This is a genomic window from Azospirillum sp. 11R-A (assembly GCF_049472615.1).
GTDB classification, from domain to species: domain Bacteria; phylum Pseudomonadota; class Alphaproteobacteria; order Azospirillales; family Azospirillaceae; genus Azospirillum; species Azospirillum palustre.
Map to the genome: position 1 here is coordinate 189,771 of NZ_JBCEBL010000007.1, position 21,192 is coordinate 210,962.

The 21,192-nt window shown below is 68.3% G+C and carries 19 protein-coding genes; 4 read left to right on the forward strand and 15 right to left on the reverse strand.

What is annotated here, in order from left to right; translation table 11 throughout:
• Positions 1-16: 16 nt before the first annotated feature.
• The 5 genes from urtE to urtA form a co-directional block, all read right to left on the reverse strand.
• Positions 17-712: an urea ABC transporter ATP-binding subunit UrtE gene (gene urtE / locus VH569_RS13025; RefSeq protein ID WP_423315706.1), complete on the reverse strand. Its 696-nt coding sequence runs from the start codon at positions 710-712 to the stop codon at positions 17-19.
• Between the two features lie 16 nt (positions 713-728).
• Positions 729-1,475, reverse strand: coding sequence for an urea ABC transporter ATP-binding protein UrtD (gene urtD, locus VH569_RS13030; RefSeq protein ID WP_423315707.1), 747 nt, complete (start codon positions 1,473-1,475; stop codon positions 729-731).
• 3 nt (positions 1,476-1,478) lie between these two features.
• Positions 1,479-2,624, reverse strand: coding sequence for an urea ABC transporter permease subunit UrtC (urtC, locus tag VH569_RS13035; protein WP_423315791.1), 1,146 nt, complete (start codon positions 2,622-2,624; stop codon positions 1,479-1,481).
• A 6-nt stretch (positions 2,625-2,630) separates the two neighbouring features.
• The gene (gene urtB / locus VH569_RS13040; protein WP_423315708.1) at positions 2,631-4,268 is read right to left on the reverse strand and encodes an urea ABC transporter permease subunit UrtB; all 1,638 of its coding nucleotides are present in this window, start codon (positions 4,266-4,268) and stop codon (positions 2,631-2,633) included.
• A gap of 175 nt (positions 4,269-4,443) precedes the next feature.
• Positions 4,444-5,754, reverse strand: a complete 1,311-nt coding sequence (gene urtA, locus VH569_RS13045) for an urea ABC transporter substrate-binding protein (RefSeq protein WP_377810401.1) — start codon at positions 5,752-5,754, stop codon at positions 4,444-4,446.
• Between the two features lie 367 nt (positions 5,755-6,121).
• Between urtA and VH569_RS13050 the strand changes: the two genes are divergently transcribed.
• The 4 genes from VH569_RS13050 (at position 6,122) to VH569_RS13065 (ending at position 10,442) form a co-directional block, all read left to right on the forward strand.
• Positions 6,122-7,627 (forward strand): L,D-transpeptidase family protein, encoded by a 1,506-nt coding sequence (locus VH569_RS13050; RefSeq protein WP_423315709.1) that lies wholly within the window; start codon positions 6,122-6,124, stop codon positions 7,625-7,627.
• A gap of 40 nt (positions 7,628-7,667) precedes the next feature.
• Positions 7,668-8,429 (forward strand): class I SAM-dependent methyltransferase, encoded by a 762-nt coding sequence (locus VH569_RS13055; protein ID WP_423315710.1) that lies wholly within the window; start codon positions 7,668-7,670, stop codon positions 8,427-8,429.
• Positions 8,430-8,455: 26 nt separating this feature from the next.
• Positions 8,456-9,400 (forward strand): AraC family transcriptional regulator, encoded by a 945-nt coding sequence (locus VH569_RS13060; RefSeq protein WP_423315711.1) that lies wholly within the window; start codon positions 8,456-8,458, stop codon positions 9,398-9,400.
• Between the two features lie 292 nt (positions 9,401-9,692).
• The gene (locus VH569_RS13065) at positions 9,693-10,442 is read left to right on the forward strand and encodes an SDR family oxidoreductase (protein WP_423315712.1); all 750 of its coding nucleotides are present in this window, start codon (positions 9,693-9,695) and stop codon (positions 10,440-10,442) included.
• 23 nt (positions 10,443-10,465) lie between these two features.
• Here the strand turns inward: VH569_RS13065 and VH569_RS13070 are convergent, their stop codons facing one another.
• From VH569_RS13070 to VH569_RS13115, 10 genes are all read right to left on the reverse strand, one after another.
• Positions 10,466-10,693, reverse strand: a complete 228-nt coding sequence (locus VH569_RS13070; RefSeq protein WP_423315713.1) for a formate dehydrogenase subunit delta — start codon at positions 10,691-10,693, stop codon at positions 10,466-10,468.
• 24 nt (positions 10,694-10,717) lie between these two features.
• Complete coding sequence (gene fdhD / locus VH569_RS13075) at positions 10,718-11,560, reverse strand: formate dehydrogenase accessory sulfurtransferase FdhD (RefSeq protein WP_423315714.1); 843 nt, start codon at positions 11,558-11,560, stop codon at positions 10,718-10,720.
• 20 nt (positions 11,561-11,580) lie between these two features.
• Positions 11,581-14,436 carry a formate dehydrogenase subunit alpha gene (fdhF, locus tag VH569_RS13080; protein WP_423315715.1) on the reverse strand — a complete coding sequence of 952 codons (2,856 nt, stop codon included), beginning with the start codon at positions 14,434-14,436 and terminating at the stop codon, positions 11,581-11,583.
• A 24-nt stretch (positions 14,437-14,460) separates the two neighbouring features.
• Positions 14,461-16,041, reverse strand: a complete 1,581-nt coding sequence (locus VH569_RS13085; protein ID WP_423315716.1) for a formate dehydrogenase beta subunit — start codon at positions 16,039-16,041, stop codon at positions 14,461-14,463.
• Positions 16,038-16,586 carry a formate dehydrogenase subunit gamma gene (locus VH569_RS13090; protein ID WP_423315717.1) on the reverse strand — a complete coding sequence of 183 codons (549 nt, stop codon included), beginning with the start codon at positions 16,584-16,586 and terminating at the stop codon, positions 16,038-16,040. Before VH569_RS13090 ends, VH569_RS13085 begins: the two co-directional genes overlap by 4 nt.
• Before the next feature lie 188 nt (positions 16,587-16,774).
• A complete protein-coding gene (locus tag VH569_RS13095; RefSeq protein ID WP_423315718.1) occupies positions 16,775-17,725 on the reverse strand; it encodes a LysR family transcriptional regulator in 951 nt (316 codons plus the stop codon).
• A gap of 18 nt (positions 17,726-17,743) precedes the next feature.
• On the reverse strand, positions 17,744-18,637 hold the full coding sequence (locus VH569_RS13100) for an SMP-30/gluconolactonase/LRE family protein (protein ID WP_423315719.1): 894 nt from the start codon (positions 18,635-18,637) through the stop codon (positions 17,744-17,746).
• A gap of 172 nt (positions 18,638-18,809) precedes the next feature.
• A complete protein-coding gene (locus VH569_RS13105; RefSeq protein ID WP_423315720.1) occupies positions 18,810-19,448 on the reverse strand; it encodes a hypothetical protein in 639 nt (212 codons plus the stop codon).
• A gap of 89 nt (positions 19,449-19,537) precedes the next feature.
• Positions 19,538-20,032: a DUF4376 domain-containing protein gene (locus VH569_RS13110; protein ID WP_423315721.1), complete on the reverse strand. Its 495-nt coding sequence runs from the start codon at positions 20,030-20,032 to the stop codon at positions 19,538-19,540.
• An 11-nt stretch (positions 20,033-20,043) separates the two neighbouring features.
• Positions 20,044-21,192 (reverse strand): SPRY domain-containing protein, encoded by a 1,149-nt coding sequence (locus VH569_RS13115; protein WP_423315722.1) that lies wholly within the window; start codon positions 21,190-21,192, stop codon positions 20,044-20,046.

Here is a 21,192-nt window from a genome sequence, read left to right on the forward strand (position 1 = left end):
CGCCATGCCATCGGTGTTATACCGTCAGGTATTTGCGGACCTCCCGCTCGTCCAGGCCGCTGCGCGGACCGGACAGCATCACCTCGCCGCGCTCCATCACCACCCAATCGTCGGCAAGGTCGCGGGCGAAGTCGAAATACTGCTCGACCAGCAGGATCGCCATGGTGCCCTTGTCGCGCAGGTAGGAGATGGCGCGGCCGATGTCCTTGATGATCGACGGCTGGATGCCCTCGGTCGGCTCGTCCAGCACCAGCAGGCGCGGACGGGTCACCAGGGCGCGACCGATGGCAAGCTGCTGCTGCTGGCCGCCCGACAGGTCGCCGCCGCGGCGCTCCAGCATGGATTTCAGCACCGGGAACAGCTCGAACACCTCGTCGGGGATCGAGCGCTGGGCGCGCGGCAGCGGGGCGTAGCCGGTCAGCAGGTTTTCCCGCACCGTCAGCAGCGGGAAGATCTCACGGCCCTGCGGCACATAGGCGATGCCGCGCCGCGCCCGGTCGGCCGGCGCCATCTTCGTCACGTCGGCGCCGTCCCAGCCGACGGAGCCGCCCGACACCGGCTTCAGCCCGACGATGGCGCGCAGCAGGCTGGATTTGCCGACGCCGTTGCGGCCGACCAGACAGGTGACCTTACCGATTTCGGCCTTCATGGAAACGCTGCGCAGGGCCTGGGCGGCGCCGTAATGCAGATCGAGGGAACGAACGTCCAACATTACTGGGGGTCTCCCGTCAGCGGCCGAGATAGGTATCGATGACTTGGGCATTGGCGCTGACCGCGTCCAGCGAGCCTTCGGCCAGCACCGAGCCTTCGGCCAGCACGGTGACCTTGACGCCGAGCGCGCGGACGAAGCTCATGTCATGCTCCACCACGATCACCGAATGCTTGCCGGCGATGCTGCACAGCAGTTCGGCGGTCTGTTCGGTCTCGGCGTCGGTCATGCCCGCCACCGGCTCGTCGACCAGCAGAAGCTTGGGGTCCTGGGCCAGCAGCATGCCGATCTCCAGCCACTGCTTCTGGCCGTGCGACAGGCTGCCGGCCTGCCGGCTGCGCAGGGCGGACAGGCGGGTGATGTCGAGGATCTCCTCGATGCGGGCCCGGTCGTCGCGGCTGATGGCGTAGGTCAGCGTCTTCAGCGGCCGGCGCGGCGCCTTCAGCGCCAGTTCCAGATTGTCCCACACCGTGTGCGGCTCGAAGACGGTCGGGCGCTGGAACTTGCGGCCGATGCCGAGGTTGGCGATGGCCGCTTCGCGCAGGCGGGTCAGGTCGGTGTCGCCCTCAAACAGAATGGTGCCGGTGTCGGGACGGGTCTTGCCGGTGATGACGTCCATCATCGTCGTCTTGCCGGCGCCGTTGGGGCCGATGATCGCCCGCATCTCGCCGGGCATCATCACCAGCGACAGGCCGTTCAGCGCCTTGAAGCCGTCGAAGCTGACCGACACGCCGTCGAGATAGAGAAGGGTCGATTCCGCGCTCATGGGTCAGGCTCCCTTCTGGTCGGCAGGCTGGGCGTTGGGAAGGGCGGAAGTCTTGCGGCCGGGCAGCTTCGCCTTCAGCTGCGCGCCCAGCCCGAGCAGGCCCTTGGGCAGGAACAGGGTCACCGCCACGAACAGGCCGCCAAGGGCGAACAGCCACAGCTCCGGCAGGGCGCCGGTGAAATAGCTCTTGCCCATGTTGACCAGCACCGCGCCCAGGATGGCGCCGGCCAGCGTGCCGCGCCCGCCGACGGCGACCCAGATCACCGCCTCGATCGAGCTGGCCGGGGCGAACTCCGACGGGTTGATGATGCCGACCTGCGGGACGTAGAGGGCACCGGCCACGCCGGCCATGCAGGCCGACAGGGTCCAGGCGAACAGCTTGTAGCTTTCGGTGTCGTAGCCCATGAAGCGGACGCGGCTCTCGGCGTCGCGCAGCGCCACCAGCACCTTGCCCAGCTTCGAGCCGATGACGCCGGACGCAATCATGTAGGAGAGCGCCAGGGCTGCCACCGTCGCCACGAACAGGGCAACGCGGGTGGTGTCGGCCTGGATGTCGTAGCCGAGGATGTCCTTGAAGTCGGTCAGGCCGTTGTTGCCGCCGAAGCCCATGTCGTTGCGGAAGAAGGCCAGCAGCAGGGCGAAGGTCAGCGCCTGGGTGATGATCGACAGGTAGACGCCGGTGACGCGGCTGCGGAAGGCGAACCAGCCGAAGGCGAAGGCCAGCGCACCCGGCACCACCAGCACCATGATGGCAGCGAACCAGAAATGGTCGAAGCCCAGCCAGTACCAGGGCAGCTCCTTCCAGTTCAGGAAGACCATGAAGTCGGGCAGTTCGGGGTTGCCGTAGACGCCCCGCGGGCCGATCTGCCGCATCAGGTACATGCCCATGGCGTAGCCGCCGAGCGCGAAGAAGGCGGCGTGGCCGAGTGACAGGATGCCGCAATAGCCCCACACCAGATCGAGCGCCAGCGCCAGCAAGGCGAAGCACAGGTATTTGCCGAGCAGCGAGACGGTGAAGATCGACAGGTGGAAGGGCGAGTCCGCCGGCACCCACAGCGTCATCGCCGGCACGGCCACCGCCAGGATGGCGAGGATCGTCAGGACGATCCCGGCCTTGCGGTCCAGCCCCATCAGGAAAAAGCGCAGCAGCATCGGTCAGGCCTCCACCGCGCGGCCCTTCAGCGCGAACAGGCCGCGCGGACGCCGTTGAATGAACAGGATGATGAAGATCAGCACCAGGATCTTGCCCAGCACCGCACCGGCATAGGGTTCGAGGAACTTGTTCATGGTCCCCAGCGTCAGCGCGCCGACCAGCGTGCCCCACAGGTTGCCCACCCCGCCGAACACCACGACCATGAAGCTGTCGAGGATGTAGCCCTGGCCCAGGTTCGGGCTGACATTGTCGATCTGGCTCAGCGCCACCCCGGCCAGCCCGGCGATGCCGGAGCCGAGCCCGAAGGTCAGCGCATCGACCCGCGCGGTGCGGATGCCCATGGCGTTGGCCATCGGCCGGTTCTGCGTCACCGCGCGGATCGACAGGCCGAACCAGGTGCGCTTCAGCGCCACCAGCAGGGCCGCGAAGACGGTGAAGGCGAAGACGACGATCCACAGCCGGCCGTAGGTGATGGTCAGGCCGCCCAGCTCGAAGGCGCCGGACATCCAGCTCGGCGCGCCGACCTCGCGGTTGGTCGGGCCAAAGATGGAGCGGACCGCCTGCTGGAGCGCCAGCGACAGGCCCCAGGTGGCGAGCAGCGTTTCCAGCGGACGGCCGTAGAGCCAGCGGATCACGCTGCGCTCGATGACGATGCCGACGCCGCCCGACACGAGGAAGGCGGCGGGCAGCGCCACCAGGATCGACAGGTCGAACAGGCCGGGAGCATGGGCGCGGAAGAACTCCTGCACCAGGAAGGTGGTGTAGGCGCCGATCATCACCATCTCGCCATGGGCCATGTTGATGACGCCCATCACGCCGAAGGTGACGGCCAGCCCGATGGCGGCCAGCAGCAGCACCGAACCCAGCGACAGCCCGTACCAGAGATTTTGCAGCGCGGCCCAGAAGGCCAGCTTCTGTTCCAGGGTGGAGACGGCGGCGGCGGCCGACTTCTTGGTGACGTCGGACGCGCCGGAGCCGGCGACCATGTTCAGCAGCACCAGCGCGTCGCGGTCGCCGCGGGCGGTCAGCGTGTCGGTCGCCGACTGGATTTCGGCGTCGGTCATCTTCGACGCGGCCTCGCCGGTCAGCAGGATGGCGGCGCGGGCCTGCTCCATGGCGGCGCGCACACCCTTGTCCTGCTCCTTGGCGATGGCGGCGTTCAGCGTTTCCAGCGCGGAAGCGTCACGGCTCTTGAACACCGCATCGGCGGCGGAGCGGCGGACGCCGGCATCGGGGCTCATCAGGGTGAGGGCGCCGAGCGAGGCGCTGATGGCGCGGCGGAGCGAATTGTTGATGCGGATCTTCTCGACCGCGGCGGACGGCGCATCGCCGAGCGCGGCGCGGGTCAGCGGGTCGGTCAGGGTGAAGGCGTCGCCGGCCTTGCGGGCAACGACGACGGTGCCGTCGGCCTTGCGCACATAGAGGTCGCCGGCCTGGAGCGCCTCGATCACCGGCACGGCGGCCGGGTCGCCGGCCTCCGACAGTTGCGCCAGGGCCTTTTCGGTTCCGGAATAGCCGCCGCTGCCCAGGGCCTGGACGAGCGGGCGCAAATCAATTGCTCGGGGATCGGCGGCATAAGCGGCGGTCGATGTGGCGACCACCACACAGACGGCCATCAGCCAGCGGAGAGCGCGTCGCATCGGGAGTCCTTCGGTGCAGGGGCGATCCAGGGGCGGTGCGGGAGGAGCGGTGCGGGGGGCTGGAAACGCGAAACGCTTGCCCTCTCCCCTCCCCCGCCCGGCGGGAAAGGGGAAAGGGCAAGCGTCGCAACCACTCAAGCTCAGATAAGGACAGGTCAGAGAGGGAACGCGGCCCTCACGACCCCTTGCCGCCGCACTTGCCGGTCTTCACGTTGAAGTTGCCGCAGGACATCGGCTTGCGCCAATCGGCGATCAGGTCCTTGCTGTCCGGCAGGAAGTCCGACCACTCGTCGCCGGGGACCAGGCCCGAGGTCTTGGAGACGACGTCGAACTGGCCGTTCTCCTGCACTTCGCCGATCAGCACCGGCTTGGTGATGTGGTGGTTCGGCAGCATCGCCGAATAGCCGCCGGTCAGGTTGGGCACGGCCACGCCGACCATGGCGTCGATGACCTTGTCCGGCTCGGTGGTGCCGGCCGCCTCGACCGCCTTCACCCACATGTTGAAGCCGATGTAGTGGGCTTCCATCGGGTCGTTGGTGACGCGCTTGTCGTTCTTGGTGTAGGCCTTCCACGACTTGATGAAGTCGGTGTTGGCCGGGGTCTCGACCGACTGGAAGTAGTTCCACGCGGCCAGATGGCCGAGCAGCGGCTTGGTGTCGATGCCGGCCAGCTCTTCCTCGCCGACCGAGAAGGCGACGACCGGGATGTCCTGCGCCTTGACGCCCTGGTTGCCCAGTTCCTTGTAGAAGGGAACGTTGGCATCGCCGTTGATGGTGGAGACCACCGCGGTCTTCTTGCCGGCCGAGCCGAACTTCTTGATGTCCGCCACGATCGACTGCCAGTCGGAATGACCGAACGGCGTGTAGTTGATCATGATGTCCTCGGGCTTGACGCCCTTGCCCTTCAGGTAGGCTTCGAGGATCTTGTTGGTCGTGCGCGGATAGACGTAGTCGGTGCCGGCCAGCACCCAGCGCTGGACCTTTTCCTTCGACATCAGATAGTCGACGGCCGGGATCGCCTGCTGGTTCGGCGCGGCGCCGGTGTAGAAGACGTTGCGCGAGGACTCCTCGCCCTCATACTGGACCGGGTAGAAGAGGATGTTGTTCAACTCCTCGAACACCGGCAGAACCGACTTGCGGCTGACCGAGGTCCAGCAGCCGAACACGGCCGACACCTTGTCCTTGCTGATCAGCTCGCGCGCCTTCTCGGCGAACAGCGGCCAGTTGGAGGCGGGATCGACCACCACCGGCTCCAGCTTCTTGCCCAGCAGGCCGCCCTTCTTGTTCTGCTCGTCGATCAGCATCAGCATGACGTCCTTGAGCGTCGTCTCGCTGATCGCCATCGTGCCGGACAGGGAGTGCAGGATGCCCACCTTGATGGTGTCGTCCGCCGCCTGGGCGGGCATCGCGAAGGATGCCATCGCGCCCATGGCCAGACCGGCCAGCGCGCCGATCCCGAAGCTCGACGTCAGTTGCTTGGTCCGCATGAAGTTGCCCCCTTCCTTTGGCACCCCGGTTGCTCCGGGGCTTCGCCACATCGTCGAAGGAAAAGCTACCGCGCATGCGAAAGGCGGTATCTACGTCAAATGACACATACGGCCACGACCCCGGCTTCATGGCCGGCTTCGCGGCGTTACCTCCGGCGAAGGTTCGGAATAAATCCGCCGCCACGGCGTCCAACCGGTGGATGAGCGCGTGTAACGGCGATGGCGCCCCGCGGGTGGGGCAGCGATGCAAGGGAGCAACAGTGTGAACAGCAGGCCTGTCGTCACCAAATGTCGCTTGCGAATCACGAAGGGCTTGTCGAAGGTTGCAACGTTCGATCCTTTCCGTTCACGTTCCGGTCCAGTCGCCATGCATGATGTCCGCCACCCGATCTCCCGACGCTCCGCCGCCATGCTGATGGTCGGCGGACTGGCCGGCATCGTCCTGAGCGGTCCGGCGCTTGCCGCAGCGGCGAAGGAGGCCGTGCACGCCGCCAAGCCGCCGCTGGTTGCCGGCTGGGCCGCGGCGCTGGAACAGCGCGCGCTGGAGGTGCAGAACGCGCCCAAGGCGACGGCCACCCGCATCGGCTACGGCGCCGTCGTCAAGAAGGGCGACGGCGGCATGGTCGAGAGCGTCGCCCCGGCGATGGACGTGCCCCCTGCCGACGTGCAGCAGGCGCAGGCCCCCACCCTGCCCGGCCTGGAACCGGTGGAGCCGGCACCGCCGGTGGTCATCACCGTGCGCTCGCCGCTGGCCGACCGCGTCGGCAAGGTATCGCGCCGCCTGATCGAGATGGGCTTCCTGTCCGCCGACAAGTGGACCGACAGCTTCAACGACGATGTCGAGACCGCCGTGCGCGCCTTCCAGCTCGCCGAGGGGCTGCAGCCCGACGGCAAGGTCGGCGAGGTGACCCGTCAGGCGATGGACCGCACGCCCGCCCAGACCGTGGCGCTCCTGCGCCGCGCCGCCGCGGCGATGCGGGCGCAGCAGGCCTCCATCCCCGACACCACCATCCTCGTCAACCTGCCCGGCCAGTCCGTCACCCTGATCGAGCATGGCCGCCCGGCCTTCACCATGCGGGCGGTGGTCGGCCGGCCGTCGCGCAAGACGCCGCTGCTCCAGGACAAGGTGACCAGCGTCACCATCAACCCGACCTGGACCGTGCCGCCGACGGTGCTGAGCGAGGACAAGCTGCCGGCCCTGCGCAAGAAGGGCACCACCGGCATCAAGAACGCCGCCGTCTATCTGGACGGGTCGGAGGTCGCCAACACCCAGTCGGTTAACTGGTGGTCGGTCGACCCCGGCCGCGTGCGCATCGTCCAGAGGCCGGGCGACGACAACGCGCTGGGCCGCTTCCGCTTCAACCTGACCAACGGCGACGGCATCTTCCTGCACGGCACCAACGACCCGCGCCTGTTCAGCCGCGACCTGCGCGCCGCCAGCTCCGGCTGCGTGCGGCTGGAGGATGCCCGGATGATGGCGGAGACGCTGCTGGGTGCCGCGAAGGTGACGCCGGCCGGCATCGGCCAGCAGCTCGACACCGGGGAGACCAAGACGATCCGGCTGCCGAACGCCATCCCCGTGCGCTTCGTCTACTGGAACGCTTCGGTCGACACCGCCGGCGTGGTGCGCGTCCATCCCGACATCTACGAGGATCCGCCCACGCTGGCGACGCCGTCGGGCCAGTCGGGCTCTGCGGCACCGGCAATGTCGGGCAACCCGCCGTCGGCCAGCCCGGTGACGCCGGTGTCGACGCCGCGCCCGCTGTCCAAGCCGGCGCCGCTGCCGGTCCCGACCGCCCACGCACCGACGCCGCTGTCCTCGGCGTCGATCCCGGCGCCGGCAAAGCCGCTGCCGTCATCGACCGGGATGTAAGGACCGGTTTTCGGGTCACGCTGGAGGAATGGAGGTCGATATGCCGGTTCATCATTCTTCCAGCGGCTACGAGACCGGTGCCAAGGCCTATGTCAAAGGCCGCCCCAGCTACCCGGCCGAAGCCGTCGTCTGGCTTCGCGACGTTCTGGGCGTCGGTCCCGGCCGGAAAGTCCTGGAGGTCGGCGCCGGCACCGGCAAGTTCATCGCGGTGCTGAAGCAGTGCGGCGGCGAGATCACCGCCGTCGAACCGGTCGCCGGCATGCGCGAGCAGCTCGTTCCGGCTTTCCCCGACATCACAGTCCTGGCGGGGAACGCCGAGTCCATTCCCCTGCCCGACGGTTCCGTCGACGCCGTGGTCTGCGCGCAGGCCTTCCACTGGTTCGCCACCGCTGCCGCCTCGCAGGAGATGCGGAGGGTGCTGAAGCCGGACGGCAGGTTGGGGCTGATCTGGAACGTCCGGGACGAAAGCACGCCCTGGGTGGCGGCACTGACCGCCGTCACCGATCCCTGGGAGGGCGACACCCCGCGCTATCGCACCGGCGACTGGCGCCGGGTCTTTCCCGCGCCGGGCTTCGAGGCCATCGACGAGCGCCATGTCCGCCATGCCCATATCGGCAGTCCGGACGACGTCATCGTCAAGCGGACGATGTCGGTCAGCTTCATCGCGGCGCTGCCGCCCGAACGGCAGGCGGAGGTCGAGCGCGACACTCGCGCGCTGATCGCATGCACGCCCGAACTGGCAGACCGCGCCGAGATCGCCTTTCCCTACGAAACGGTCATGTTCGCCTACCGCAAGGTCTGACGAAGCCCACTTGCAGATCGTCCGGGATGGATCCGCTTTCCGACATCATCGCCCTGCTCAAGCCGACCGCGGCGGTGTCCAAGCCCATCACCGGACGGGGACGCTGGGGCATCGGCTATCCCGCCCTTCGCAAGCCCGGCTTCACGCTGATCCTGAAGGGCGAATGCTGGGTGTCCTTCGAAGGCGGAGCGCCGCTGAGGATCGCGAAGGGCGATTTCCTTCTTCTGCCTTCCACCCCAGCCTTCACGCTGAGCAGCCATCCGGGCATCGCCTGCGCGCCGCGTGAGCCGACGGACAGGCCGGTCCGGCATGGCGACCAGGAGGGCGAGGCGGAGTTCGAATCGCTGGGTGGCGGTTTCCAGATCGAGCAGGTGAACGCGCCGCTCCTGCTGACGCTGCTCCCCCGCATGATCCATGTTCCGGCCTGCGAAGGCAGGACCGACCGGTTCGGCCGCCTGATCGACCTCATCGCCGAGGAATGCGGGCAGCAGGACCCCGGCAGGGAGTTGATCCTCCAGCGGATGCTCGAAGTTCTGCTCGTCGAGGCCCTGCGCTGGCGCGGGCTCGCGGCGGACGCGGTGCAAAGCGGCCTGCTCAGCGGTCTGCGCGACCCGGCCCTTGCCCGCGTCCTGCGCGCCCTGCACGGGGACGTGCGGGCAAACTGGACGGTTACCGGCCTCGCCAAGATCGCCGGACAGTCCCGGTCGGCGTTCGCCGCCCGTTTCGGTGACGTGCTCGGATGCGGCCCGATCGAGTATCTCGCCCGCTGGCGGATGGCGCTGGCGAAGGACGCCCTGGTCCGGGGTGCGAAGTCCCTCGACCGGATCGCCGAGGAGGTCGGCTACGAGTCCGCCAGCGCCTTCAGCACGGCATTCCGAAAGCGGCAGGGCTGCCCCCCCGGCCAGTTCGCCCGCAACAGCGCCACGGGCGGCACCGGTCAGCCCCTCTCCGACGATGCCGGCAATCCATAGAAGAACCGGACCGGGGAGGCGTTGGACGGCAGGGCGCTTTCCCCGGCGGGGCGAATGGAAAGCGATCCGTCCGCCAGCCGGTCCACGGCGAGATCGCGATAGTCCCCGATGGCGGCATGCCCGGGATCCAGCACCGATGCGCCCGCACTCACCGCCGCCGCGATCCCGGCCGGCAGCCCTATCACCGCTTGCAGGATATGGACAGTTGGAAAGGGATTCCGGACGCCCGCTTATGGAGTGTCCAGGCCGCTGCGCCTATTCAAGGGACCGTTCGAAATGACGGGAGGTCCCCATGCAAACGATCCTGATCACCGGCACGTCCTCCGGCTTTGGCCTGGAGATGGCGCGGCATTTCCTGGCGAGGAACTGGCGGGTGGTCGCCACCATGCGCCAGCCGAACCCGGAGCTTTTGCCGGATACCGGCGCCCTGCGCATCCTGCCGCTCGACGTCACCAGCGGGGAGAGCATCGCCGCCGCCGTCGAGGCCGCCGGTCCCATCGACGTGCTGGTCAACAATGCCGGGGTCGGCGTGGTCGGCGCCTTCGAGGCCACGCCGATGGCCCACATCCGCAAGGTGTTCGAGACCAACACCTTCGGCGTAATATCGATGTGCCAAGCGGTGATCCCGCAGATGCGCGAACGCCGCTCCGGCGTCATCGTGAACGTGACCTCGTCGGTCACGCTGGTCGCCCTGCCTCTGGCGGCGGCCTATACCGCCAGCAAGCAGGCAATCGAGGGGTTTACCGGTTCGCTGGCCCACGAACTCGGCCATTTCGGTGTCCGGGCGAAACTGGTGGAGCCGGGATACAGCCCGACGACCCGCTTCAGCCGGAATGCCGGCATCGTCATCCAGGATCTGATCCCGCCGGCCTATAGGGACTTCGCGACGCCGATCTTCGACGCCTATGCCAGCCCGGCGGCGACGACCACGGAAACCGATGTCGCCGAAGCGGTGTCGGCCGCCATCGACGACACCACCGGCCGGCTTCACTTCCCGGCGGGAGCGGATGCGCTCGCCCTGTACCGCTCCCGCTTCGGCTGAGCCGAGCGGTTCCGGCGCCGATCTCAGCGCGTCTGGAGCACGCCCACCGCACCACGGGCGACCTCGTGCAGGTCGGCTTCGCCGCCGGCCTGGACATGGGCGAACAGGCCGGCGCGCATGCGCGGATCCCAGAACTTGCGGATGTGGGTCGCGGTTTCCGTCACCGCCTCCTCATGGGGGTAGGTGGCGAAATGGACGGCGATCTGGTTCGCCATCCGGACCAGATCCTTGGCGTGGTTCGTGTGGCTCATCGGTGTCTCCGGACTGGGTTTGAATCAACGGAACAGGATGACGGTGTCGCGGCGCGACAGGGCACCCAGGGTCAGGTTGGCGTTGCGCGCCAGTTCCAGCGCCAGCGCCGTCGGCGCCGAGATGGTCGCCAGCAGCGGGATGCCCACCGCGGCGGTCTTCTGCACCAGTTCGAAGCTGCAACGGCTGGTCATCACCACGAAGCCGGTGGCCGGGTCGGCACCCGAGCGCACGACGGCGCCGATCAGCTTGTCCAGCGCGTTATGGCGGCCGACATCCTCGCGGGCCATGCGGACGGCGCCGTCGGGCGCGCACCAGGCGGCGGCATGGACCGAGCGGTTGGCCCGGTTCATCGGCTGATGGTCCGGCAGGGCGCGGAAGGCGGCGGCTACGGCGGCCGGGTCCACCTCCAGCGAGGTCTCGATCTTGCGGGGCTCCCGAACGGCGTGGACAAGACTGTCCACGCCGCACAGGCCACAGCCGCTCCGCCCCTCCATGGAGCGGCTGCGCAGACTTCCGCGCAGGAGCCGCAGGGGATCGACCGTCAGGTTGACGACGAAGCCCAGCGGGGTTTCCCGCACGGCGATGTTCTCGATATCGGCGGCGGTCCCGACGATCTCCTCGGCCAGGCTGAAGCCCAGCGCGAAGTCTTCCAGATCGGCGGGAGTCGCCATCATCACGGCATGGGAGCGGCCGTTGTATTCGAAAGCGACCGCGGTTTCCTCCGGCACCTGCCATTCGACGTCCGCGCCCTCCTCCATCCCGACACCGGCGGAGAAGCCGGTGCCGGTGACGGCGATGGAGCACATCGCCGTGGAAAGCGGGGAGCTGTCGTCAGGAGGGATGGACCCAGAAGGCATCGCGGTCATGCTTCCCACTCCTCAGGCCGTCACTCGGCGGCGATCACGTTGGCGGCGGCGATGCGCTTGCGCTCGACGTCGTTCTTCGCATAGTCAACCTGCCAGTCCGACGGTTGGTTGCTGCGGGCAACCTGCACCGCCGTCACTTTGTATTCGGGGCAGTTGGTCGCCCAGTCCGAATTCTCGGTGGTGATGACGTTGGCCCCGGTCACCGGATGGTGGAAGGTGGTGTAGACGACGCCGGCCGGCATGCGGTCGGAGATGACGGCGCGCAGCGTCGTCGCCCCCATGCGGCTGGCGAGCGACACCATGTCGCCGTCCTTGACGCCCCGGATCTCGGCGTCCACCGGGTTGATCTCCAGCACGTCCTCCGGATGCCAGGCCACGTTGGCGGTGCGGCGGGTCTGGGCACCGACATTGTAGTGGGCGAGGATACGGCCGGTGGTCAGAACCAGCGGATACATCCGCGTGGTCCGCTCGTCGGTCGGCACATATTCGGTAATCACGAAGCGGCCGAGACCGCGGGCGAAGCTCTCCTCGTGCATGATCGCCATGCCGGTGTCGTCGTCCTCGAAGCCGGTGCAGGGCCACTGGACGCTGCCGACGCGGTCGAGCTTCTCGAAGCTGACGCCGCGGAAGGTCGGGGTCAGACGGGCGATCTCGTCCATGATCTCGGACGTGGTCTCGTAGTGCATCGGGTAACCCATCGCCGTCGCCAGCGCACAGGCGACCCAATGCTCGTCCCGGCCCACCTTCGACGGCATCGCCTTGCGGACGCGGTTGATGCGGCGCTCGGCGTTGGTGAAGGTGCCGTCCTTCTCCAGGAAGGAGGTGCCGGGGAAGAAGACGTGGGCGAAGGCCGCCGTCTCGTTCAGGAACAGGTCCTGGACGATGACGATGTCCAGCGCTTCCAGGGCCGAGGTGACGTGGTTGGTGTTGGGATCGGACTGGACGATGTCCTCGCCCTGCACGAAGAGGCCGCGGAAGCTGCCGTCATGCGCGCTGTCGAACATGTTGGGGATGCGCAGGCCGGGTTCCGGATCCAGCGTGACGCCCCAGGCGGTCTCGAACTCCTGGCGGACGACGTCGTCCGACACATGGCGGTAGCCCGGCAGCTCGTGCGGGAAGGAGCCCATGTCGCAGGAGCCCTGCACGTTGTTCTGGCCGCGCAGCGGGTTCACGCCGACGCCCTCGCGGCCGATGTTGCCGGTCGCCATCGCGAGGTTGGCGATCGCCATCACCGTGCTGGAGCCCTGGCTGTGCTCGGTCACGCCCAGGCCGTAGTAGATCGCGGCGTTGCCGCCGGTGGCATAGAGGCGGGCGGCGGCACGGACCTGATCGGCCGGGACGCCGGTGCGCGATTCCAGATATTCCGGCGAGTTGCGGTGCTCGGCGATGAACGCCTCCCACTTCGCGAACTCCTTGGGATCGCAACGCCCCTCGACGAAGCTGCGGTTGACCAGCCCCTCGGTGACGATGACGTGGGCGATGGCGTTGACCACGGCGACGTTGGTGCCGGGCTGGAGCTGGAGATGGTGCTCGGCCTGGACGTGCGGGCTACGCACCAGATCGATGCGGCGCGGATCGACGACGATCAGCTTGGCCCCGGCGCGCAGGCGCTTCTTCATGCGCGAGCCGAACACCGGGTGGCCGTCGGTCGGGTTGGCGCCGATGACCAGGATGACGTCGGACTTGTCGACGCTGCGGAAATCCTGGGTGCCGGCCGAGGTGCCGAAGGTCTGCGACAGGCCGTAGCCGGTCGGCGAATGGCAGACGCGGGCGCAGGTGTCGATGTTGTTGGTGCCGAAGGCGGCCCGGATCATCTTCTGGACGACGTAGACCTCCTCGTTGGTGCAGCGCGACGAGGTGATGCCGCCGATGGAGCCGCGACCGTACTTGGCCTGCACCGCCTTCAGCCGCTCGGCGGCGTAGGCGACCGCCTCTTCCCACGACACTTCACGCCACGGGTCGGTGATCTTCTCGCGCACCATGGGCTTCATGATGCGGTCCTTGTGGGTGGCATAGCCCCAGGCGAAGCGGCCCTTGACGCAGGAATGGCCCTCGTTGGCGCCGCCGTCCTTCCACGGCGTCATGCGGACCACCGTGGTGCCCTGCAGCTCGGCCTTGAAGGAGCAGCCGACGCCGCAATAGGCGCAGGTGGTGATGACGCTGTGCTCGGGCTGGCCGTGCTCGATGATCGACTTCTCGGTCAGGGTCGCGGTCGGGCAGGCCTGGACGCAGGCGCCGCAGGACACGCACTCGCTGTCCATGAAGCTCTCGTTGGCGCCCGGCGACACCGAGGAGGCGAAGCCGCGTCCGTCGATGGTCAGCGCGAAGGTGCCCTGGGTCTCCTGGCAGGCGCGGACGCAGCGCGAGCAGACGATGCACTTGGAGGCGTCGAAGGTGAAGTACGGGTTGCTCTCGTCCTTCGCGGCGGCGCGGTGGTTTTCGCCTTCGAAACCGTACCGCACGTTGCGCAGGCCGACGGCGCCCGCCATGTCCTGCAACTCGCAATCACCGTTGGCCGCGCAGGTCAGGCAGTCGAGCGGATGGTCGGAGATGTACAGTTCCATCACGCCGCGGCGCAGCTTGGCCAGCTTGTCGGTCTGGGTGTGGACCTTCATGCCGGGGGCGACGGGGGTGGTGCAGGACGCCGGGGTGCCGCGGCGCCCCTCGATCTCCACCGCGCAGAGGCGGCAGGAGCCGAAGGGCTCCAGGCTGTCGGTCGCGCACAGCTTCGGCACGGTGATGCCGGCGTCCATCGCGGCGCGCATCACCGAGGTGCCTTCGGGAACGCTGATGCTGCGGCCGTCGATCTCCAGCGTCACCAGGGTCTCGGAGACGCGGGCCGGGGTGCCGTAGTCGGTCTCGTGGATGAGGGTCATCTCGGGTGCTCCTGGGGTCGCTCGTTATTCGGCGGCGATGTGGGTGACGCGGACGGCGTGCTGCTTCTTGCGGAAGTCTTCCGGGAAGTGCTTCACCGCGCTGCGCACCGGATAGGGCGTCATGCCGCCCATGGCGCAGAGCGAGCCATCCACCATCACGTCGCAGAGGTCGGCGAGCAGGTCCAAGTTCGCATCGACGTTCTTGCCGGCGATGATCTTGTCCAGCGTCTCCATCCCGCGGGTCGAGCCGATGCGGCAGGGGGTGCACTTGCCGCAGGACTCGGCGACGCAGAACTCCATGGCGAAGCGGGCCTGCTGGGCCATGTCGACGCTGTCGTCGAAGACGACGATGCCGCCGTGGCCGACCATCGCCTCCTGCGCCGCGAAGGCCTCGTAGTCCTTGGGCAGGTCGAACTGCGAGGGCGGCAGGTAGGCGCCGAGCGGACCGCCGACCTGCACCGCGCGGATCGGCCGGCCGGTGATGGTGCCGCCGCCATACTCGTAGAGCAGCTCGTGCAGGGTGATGCCGAAGGCCTTCTCGACGATGCCGCCATTCTTGATGTTGCCGGCGAGCTGGAAGGGCAGCGTGCCGCGCGACCGGCCGACGCCGAAGTCGCGGTAATAGTCGCCGCCCTTGTCGAGGATGATCGGCACCGAGCAGAGCGACAGCACGTTGTTGACCACGGTCGGCTTGCCGAACAGGCCTTCCAGCGCCGGCAGCGGCGGCTTGGCGCGCACCATGCCGCGCTTGCCCTCCAGGCTTTCCAGCATCGCGGTCTCTTCGCCGCAGATGTAGGCGCCGGCGCCGACACGGACGTCGAGGTGGAAGGTGCGGTCGGTGCCGTGGATGTTGTCGCCGAGCCAGCCCTCGTCATAGGCCAGCTTGATGGCATGGCGCAGGGTGGCCGTGGCGTGCGGGTATTCCGAGCGCATGTAGACGTAGCCGGAGGTCGCCCCCACCGCGATGGCGGCGATGGTCATACCCTCGATCAGGCAGAAGGGGTCGCCTTCGATGATCATGCGGTCGGCGAAGGTGCCGCTGTCGCCCTCGTCGGCGTTGCAGCAGACGAACTTCTCGTCCGCCGGGGCCTGCATCACCGTGTTCCACTTGATGCCGGTGGGGAAGCCGGCGCCGCCGCGGCCGCGCAGGCCGCTGTCGGTCACCGCCTTGACGATCTCCGCCTGGGACATCGCCAGCGCGTTCTCCAGCCCGCGGAAGCCGCCATGGGCGCGGTAGTCCTCGACCGACAGCGGATCGATGATGCCGCAGCGGGCGAAGGTCAGCCGCTCCTGCTTCTTGAAGTAGGGGATTTCCTCGGTCAGGCCATGGCCCAGCGGATGCTCCCCACCGGTCAGGAAGCCGGCGTCGAACAGGCCGGGGACGTCGGCCGGGGTGACCGGGCCATAGGCGACGCGGCCTTCGGCGGTTTCGACCTCGACCAGCGGCTCCAGATAGAGCATGCCGCGCGAGCCGTTGCGGACGATGCGCAGCGGCAGGTCGCGCCTGGTGGCTTCCGCCCGGATGGCGGCGGCGACCGCATCGGCGCCGACCGACAGGGCCGCGGAGTCGCGCGGGACGAAGACGGTGATCAGATGGCCGCTCATTGCGCGTGACCCTTGTGGCTGTCCTTGTGGGAGTGGCTGAGGGCGCGGGGGATTTGCTGATGGGCGTGCGGGTTGGCCCGCGTTTCGGCCGCCAGCTCGTCGAAGCGGTCGGGCGAGACCCGGCCGTGCAGGTTCTCGTCGATCATGACGGCGGGCGACAGGGCGCAGTTGCCCAAGCAGAAGACCGGTTCCAGCGTGAAGGCGCCGTCGGCGGTGGTGCCGTGGAAATCGACCTGCAACCGCGTCTTGATGTGGTCGACCAGGGCGTTGGCGCCCATCGACTGGCAGGCCTCGGCCCGGCAGACCTTGATGGTGTGGCGGCCGGGCTTTTCGCGGCGGAATTCGTGATAGAAGGAGACCACGCCATGCACGTCGGCGCGCGAGAGGTTCAGCTCCGTCGCCAGCAGGGGGATGGCTTCCTCGTCGATGTAGCCGAACTCTTCCTGCAGGGCGTGGAGGATCGGCAGCAGGGCGCCGCGCAGATGCCGATTGTCTTCGACAATCGTCATGGCGCGCTCAGCGCTCCACGGATGGCAAGCGTTCACGGGTGTCCCTCCTTGCGATCGTCCGCGCCGCTCTTGGGGTCGGCGTCGTTCTGGCTTGGCTCTGTTGGCTTTTTCCGGACGTCTCTCGTCGCCCGGCACCGTCAGAGTGGCGGAGGATACGGTATACCAGCAAATTGTATTTTCTGATGGCGTGATAGCTTTTGGCTATCAAGCACCGTGGCGACCGCTCAGCGGATCGCCAGCCGCCAGGGAATCATGGCGTCGGCGACACCGATGGCGACGCGCTGGGCGATGTCGGCATCGGCGGCTGCCACCGCCAGCGCCTTGGCGAGCGGCGGCGGCGGGTCGCGGTCGGCATAGGCGAGGCCGACGACGTGGCTCAGCTCCGGATCGACCAGCGGCAGGGCGACGATGTCGGGATGCGGCGGCACGAAGGTCAGCAGCTGGCCCGGCACGATGCTGGCGCAGGTGCCGGCGCGGACGATGGTGTAGAGGGTGACGATGGAGTTGGTCTCCATCGCCGCCTCCACCGTCCGCCCGGTCATGCGAAAGGCGGTGTCGGCGATGCGGCGGTTCTGCATGTCCGGAGTGAGCAGGCAGAGCCGCAAGCCCGCCGCCTTCTCCCACGGCACCGCCCCTTGCGCGATCAGCTCGTCCGACAGGTCGTCGCGGCGGGCCAGCAGGTGGTAGCGCTCGGTGTAGAGCGGCAGGGTGCGGACGTTGTTGAGCGGCTCGTTGTCGAGATAGGTGATGGCGGCGTCCAGCTCGAACTCGTCGAGCCCGCGCTGGATCTCGCGCGAACTGAGCGACACGACGCTGGAGCGGATGTGCGGAAAGCGGGTGGTGAAGGGCGTCAGCACATGCGGCACCACCGGCAGGGCGGTGGGGATGGCGCCGAGCCGCAGATGGCCGGTGACGCCCTGGGCGAGCGCCAGCAGCTCGTGGCGCAGGCTGTCGCGCTCGCCGACGATGCGGCGGGCATATTCCAGCACCTTCAGCCCCTCCGGCGTGAAGCCTTCGAACTTCTGGCCGCGCTCGACGATGGGGACCTGAAGCTCCTCCTCCAGCTGGCGGATGGCGTTGGAGAGGGTCGGCTGCGAGACGTGGCAGCTTTCCGCCGCGCGGCCGAAATGCTTCTCGCGCGCCAGGGCCAGCAGATAGACGAACTTGCGGAACATCGGCCCCCTCCCCTCCCGTCAGGCTTCCGGGTCGAAGGGCGGGACCGGCAGGCCCGGCACATCGACCGTCATGGCGAACAGCCCGCCCGACTGCGGCAGCCGCTCCAGCTCGTCGGCCGGGCGGCCGGCGCTGGCGGTGGTGACGTAGAGCGTGCGCAGGTCGGGACCGCCGAAGGCCACCATGGTCGGGCAGCGCGCCGGCAGCGGATGTTCCGACAGCAGCGCGCCGTCCGGCGAGAAGCGCGCGACCCGCCCGCCCTCGTACAGCGCCGACCAATAGCAGCCCTCGGCATCCACCGCCGCCCCGTCCGGCCGGCCGCGGTCGCCGTCCTTCGGCTCCAGCCGGAAAAAGACCTCGCCGTCGGAAATCGCGCCGGTCGCCGGATCGTAGCGGTAGCGGCGGACGGTGAAGGTCGGCGTGTCGGCATGGTAGAGCGTCCGCCCGTCCGGGCTGAAGGCCAGCCCGTTGGAGGTCAGCAACCCGCCGGCCAGCACCGCCAGCCCGCGGCGGTCGTAGCGGTAGAGATGCGCCTTGCCGCCGGCCTTCGGCTCGTCCAGCGTGCCGGCCAGATAGCGGCCGGCGGGATCGGTCTTGCCGTCGTTGAAGCGGCTGGCGCCCTGGTCCTCCGGATTGGCGGCGAGGCAGGCGACCGGCCGCCCCTCCCCGTCCAGCTGCCACAGGCCGGAGCGCAGGCCGGCGATGAAGCCGCCGCCCTTGCGCGGGGCGACGCAGCCGATCTCCTCCGGCAGGGCCATCGCACGGGCGGCCCCGGTCGCCGGATCGAAGCGGTTCAGCGCCTTGCCCTTGATGTCCACCCAATAGAGCGCCTGCTCCTCCACCGACCAGACCGGCCCCTCCCCCAGCCTGGCACGGGCATCGAGCACGCAGGTGAAGGCGGGGGTGGCGGTCATCGCATGATCCTCGGGAGTCGAACGGACCCGCAGGGTCGGACAGTTCGGCCGCCGGATCAAGCGCTCCGGCAAGCCCCCTGGCAGTCCCCCCGGCGGAAGCGGTCCCGCGTCCGGCGGAGGATGGAACGGCGTGGAACGCTTTCCGGCGGATGTTCCATCGTCCGGCCGCCCCCTACCGGCGCCAGGAGAAGGCGCCGACCGCGCGGCGGTCGACCGGGCCGGGGTTGAGGTTGGGATACTCCTCATACTGGTTGAGCGTGTAGGGGAAGACGCCCTTCGGCCCCGCCGCCTCCGGCTGGGCGACGACGGCGGCGATCATCGCCGGGCTGGGCGGATGGCGCTCGCGGATGGCGCCGGGGATGTCGTCGTCGTCCAGTTCGGGGACGGTGACGGCGGGCGGGTCCTCGGGCTTCGGGGCCGGCCTGGGGGCGGGGTGCGCGGCGGGCTCGGCAGCCGCTTCGGCGGCGGGCGGAGGGGCGGAGTGCCCGGCGGAGCGCCGGTCGGGCTGCGCGGCCTGCCGCTTGGCCGCGGGCAGGTCGAGGCCGGCGAACAGGCCGAGCCGCTCGGCCAGCCAGCGCACGGTGGCGGGATCGCCCGAGGTGACCAGCCGCTCGATCTGCTCGGCCACCAGCACCCGCAGCGAGGACAGGCGAAGCTCGGCCTCGCGGTTCAGCGCCTGCCGTTCCCACCACACCCTGTGACGGAAATCCTTGGAGCCGTAATAGGCCCGCCACAGCGTGGTGCGGCTGCACCCCATGGCGCGCGAGACCTGGAGGAAGCTGTTGCCGCGCGCCAGCATGCCGGCAGCCATGATCCACTGCTCCTCATGGATGTAGCGCGGCGCGTGATTTGACACGAAACGGCGGATGTTCTGGCACGGAATACCTTCCGCCTTAGCGATTATCCCGGCCAGCCTTCGGCGATGTCCACCGCCAGCACAGCCGTCACATCCTGCGCCGCGTCGATTGCCTTATGAAGCTGCCGTTCGGCGCGGAAGCACGCCTGCACATGCAGGCCAACTGCCCGGCCGATGTCCACCATGACGGACGGCGAGATTTCCGCCCACCCACCGGCACCCTTGAAGTCGATGGGAGCGGTCGGGACGCTGCCGGTCAGCATGTCGCGAGCGAGGCCATAGGCGCCAGTGATCATCCCTTGGCTTTCCCGGTCCGTGCGAATGGTCGTACCAGCCACCAGGATGCCGCCCGTCTCCACCTCGTACCGCTTGGCCGTCGCAGCATCCTTGCGGGCGGTCTTCAGCTCGTCCAGCGGGATCGGCTCCACGCCCCAGGCGCGCCGGATGCGCTGATGCTCCAGTTCCAGCGTGTCGGTGTAGGTGGCGGCCTGCCGGTGGGTGCGGGCATCAAAGGGCGGACAGGTTTCGAAGATTTCCATGGGTCACCTCGTTAAGGCAGGACACTGAACCCGGAGGGGAGAGAGCCGACAATGTCAGGAGCACGGAAGCAGGCGGTGAACACCGCGGCGTCGAAGGTGCCGCAAGCCGGGTAGAGCGTGCCGCCAATGCCGGTATAGGCCGGGTTCGCGCCGGTCGCCGGATCGCCGCTGGCCTGCCAGACCCCGTTCTTGCGGAACCAGATGCTGCCGGGCGCCGTGTCGAATGCGATGCCTTGTCTATCGCCAGCCGTCCAAGAAGAGCCGTAGGCAGTCAGGCCGTTGCCGTCCTTCTGCTTGTCGCCGGTGCTGCGGTAGGCTGCCGGAGAGTTGGGATTTTGCTCGAAATTCGTGAAGGTGCTGTCGACGATGCCGACACTCATATTGCCGCCGGACCCACTGCCACAGAGCATTTCCCAGTAATATTTCCCGGACGGAATCGAGGCCCCCGCGCGAATTGCCCGCCACTGGCCCGACGTGGCAAATGTCACGGTCAGGTTGCTATTGCTCAAGGTCGCCACCGTGCTCTTGGCCGTCGGAGACCATGACCCGGTTGAGGAAAAGCCGCCCTGCGCTCCGACCGAATGCCAGCGTGACACGCCATCGCTGATGAGGATGACGCTCTGCGTGGCCGCAAGCGATGCGCCGGCCAAACCGTCCACCGTGTCGGACCCGCCTGCGCCGATTGCAACAGCCCCGGTGCCGACGTTCTTCAACATGACGGGAGCACCGTTGCCAGCCGCAGCAGCTGAAGGCAGGGTCAGCGTGATCGAACCGGAACACGGGATCAGCTTCCCGACTTCGGACAGCGCAATGGTGGCACTTGCCGTCTTCGTCGTCACGGCGGGGAAAGACGCCAACCCTACTGCCGCCGCCGGCAGCGTCACGAAGACATCCTTGGTGCCCACGCCCCAGCCAACGGCGGCTCCATTGCTGCTGGATGCCAGGATGGTGTCGCGCGACAACGAGTCAGGGGAGCCCGCCGTATAGGTGCCGATGCCAACTTCCCAGTTGGTTCCGTCAGCAATGCAGTAATAGACGGACGAGCCGGAGGCAAAGGCTTGTCCAAAGCTCTGAAAGCCGGACACCGTGCCGGACAGGGCAACAGAACCGGTGCCTGTGGTGGTCGTGGTTTGTTTGACCCGATCCTTGATCGCGGGCAT

Coding starts and splice junctions, on each gene's coding strand:
- VH569_RS13060 (WP_423315711.1), top strand. CDS start 8,456: ATGGATCCGCTTTCCGACATCATCGCCCTGCTCAAGCCGACCGCGGCG.
- urtD (WP_423315707.1), bottom strand. CDS start 1,475: ATGAGCGCGGAATCGACCCTTCTCTATCTCGACGGCGTGTCGGTCAGC.
- urtB (WP_423315708.1), bottom strand. CDS start 4,268: ATGCGACGCGCTCTCCGCTGGCTGATGGCCGTCTGTGTGGTGGTCGCC.
- VH569_RS13055 (WP_423315710.1), top strand. CDS start 7,668: ATGCCGGTTCATCATTCTTCCAGCGGCTACGAGACCGGTGCCAAGGCC.
- VH569_RS13095 (WP_423315718.1), bottom strand. CDS start 17,725: ATGTTCCGCAAGTTCGTCTATCTGCTGGCCCTGGCGCGCGAGAAGCAT.
- VH569_RS13070 (WP_423315713.1), bottom strand. CDS start 10,693: ATGAGCCACACGAACCACGCCAAGGATCTGGTCCGGATGGCGAACCAG.
- VH569_RS13085 (WP_423315716.1), bottom strand. CDS start 16,041: ATGAGCGGCCATCTGATCACCGTCTTCGTCCCGCGCGACTCCGCGGCC.
- VH569_RS13065 (WP_423315712.1), top strand. CDS start 9,693: ATGCAAACGATCCTGATCACCGGCACGTCCTCCGGCTTTGGCCTGGAG.
- VH569_RS13115 (WP_423315722.1), bottom strand. CDS start 21,192: ATGCCCGCGATCAAGGATCGGGTCAAACAAACCACGACCACCACAGGC.
- VH569_RS13105 (WP_423315720.1), bottom strand. CDS start 19,448: ATGGCTGCCGGCATGCTGGCGCGCGGCAACAGCTTCCTCCAGGTCTCG.
- urtA (WP_377810401.1), bottom strand. CDS start 5,754: ATGCGGACCAAGCAACTGACGTCGAGCTTCGGGATCGGCGCGCTGGCC.
- fdhF (WP_423315715.1), bottom strand. CDS start 14,436: ATGACCCTCATCCACGAGACCGACTACGGCACCCCGGCCCGCGTCTCC.
- urtE (WP_423315706.1), bottom strand. CDS start 712: ATGTTGGACGTTCGTTCCCTCGATCTGCATTACGGCGCCGCCCAGGCC.
- VH569_RS13050 (WP_423315709.1), top strand. CDS start 6,122: ATGCATGATGTCCGCCACCCGATCTCCCGACGCTCCGCCGCCATGCTG.
- fdhD (WP_423315714.1), bottom strand. CDS start 11,560: ATGACCGCGATGCCTTCTGGGTCCATCCCTCCTGACGACAGCTCCCCG.
- VH569_RS13110 (WP_423315721.1), bottom strand. CDS start 20,032: ATGGAAATCTTCGAAACCTGTCCGCCCTTTGATGCCCGCACCCACCGG.
- VH569_RS13100 (WP_423315719.1), bottom strand. CDS start 18,637: ATGACCGCCACCCCCGCCTTCACCTGCGTGCTCGATGCCCGTGCCAGG.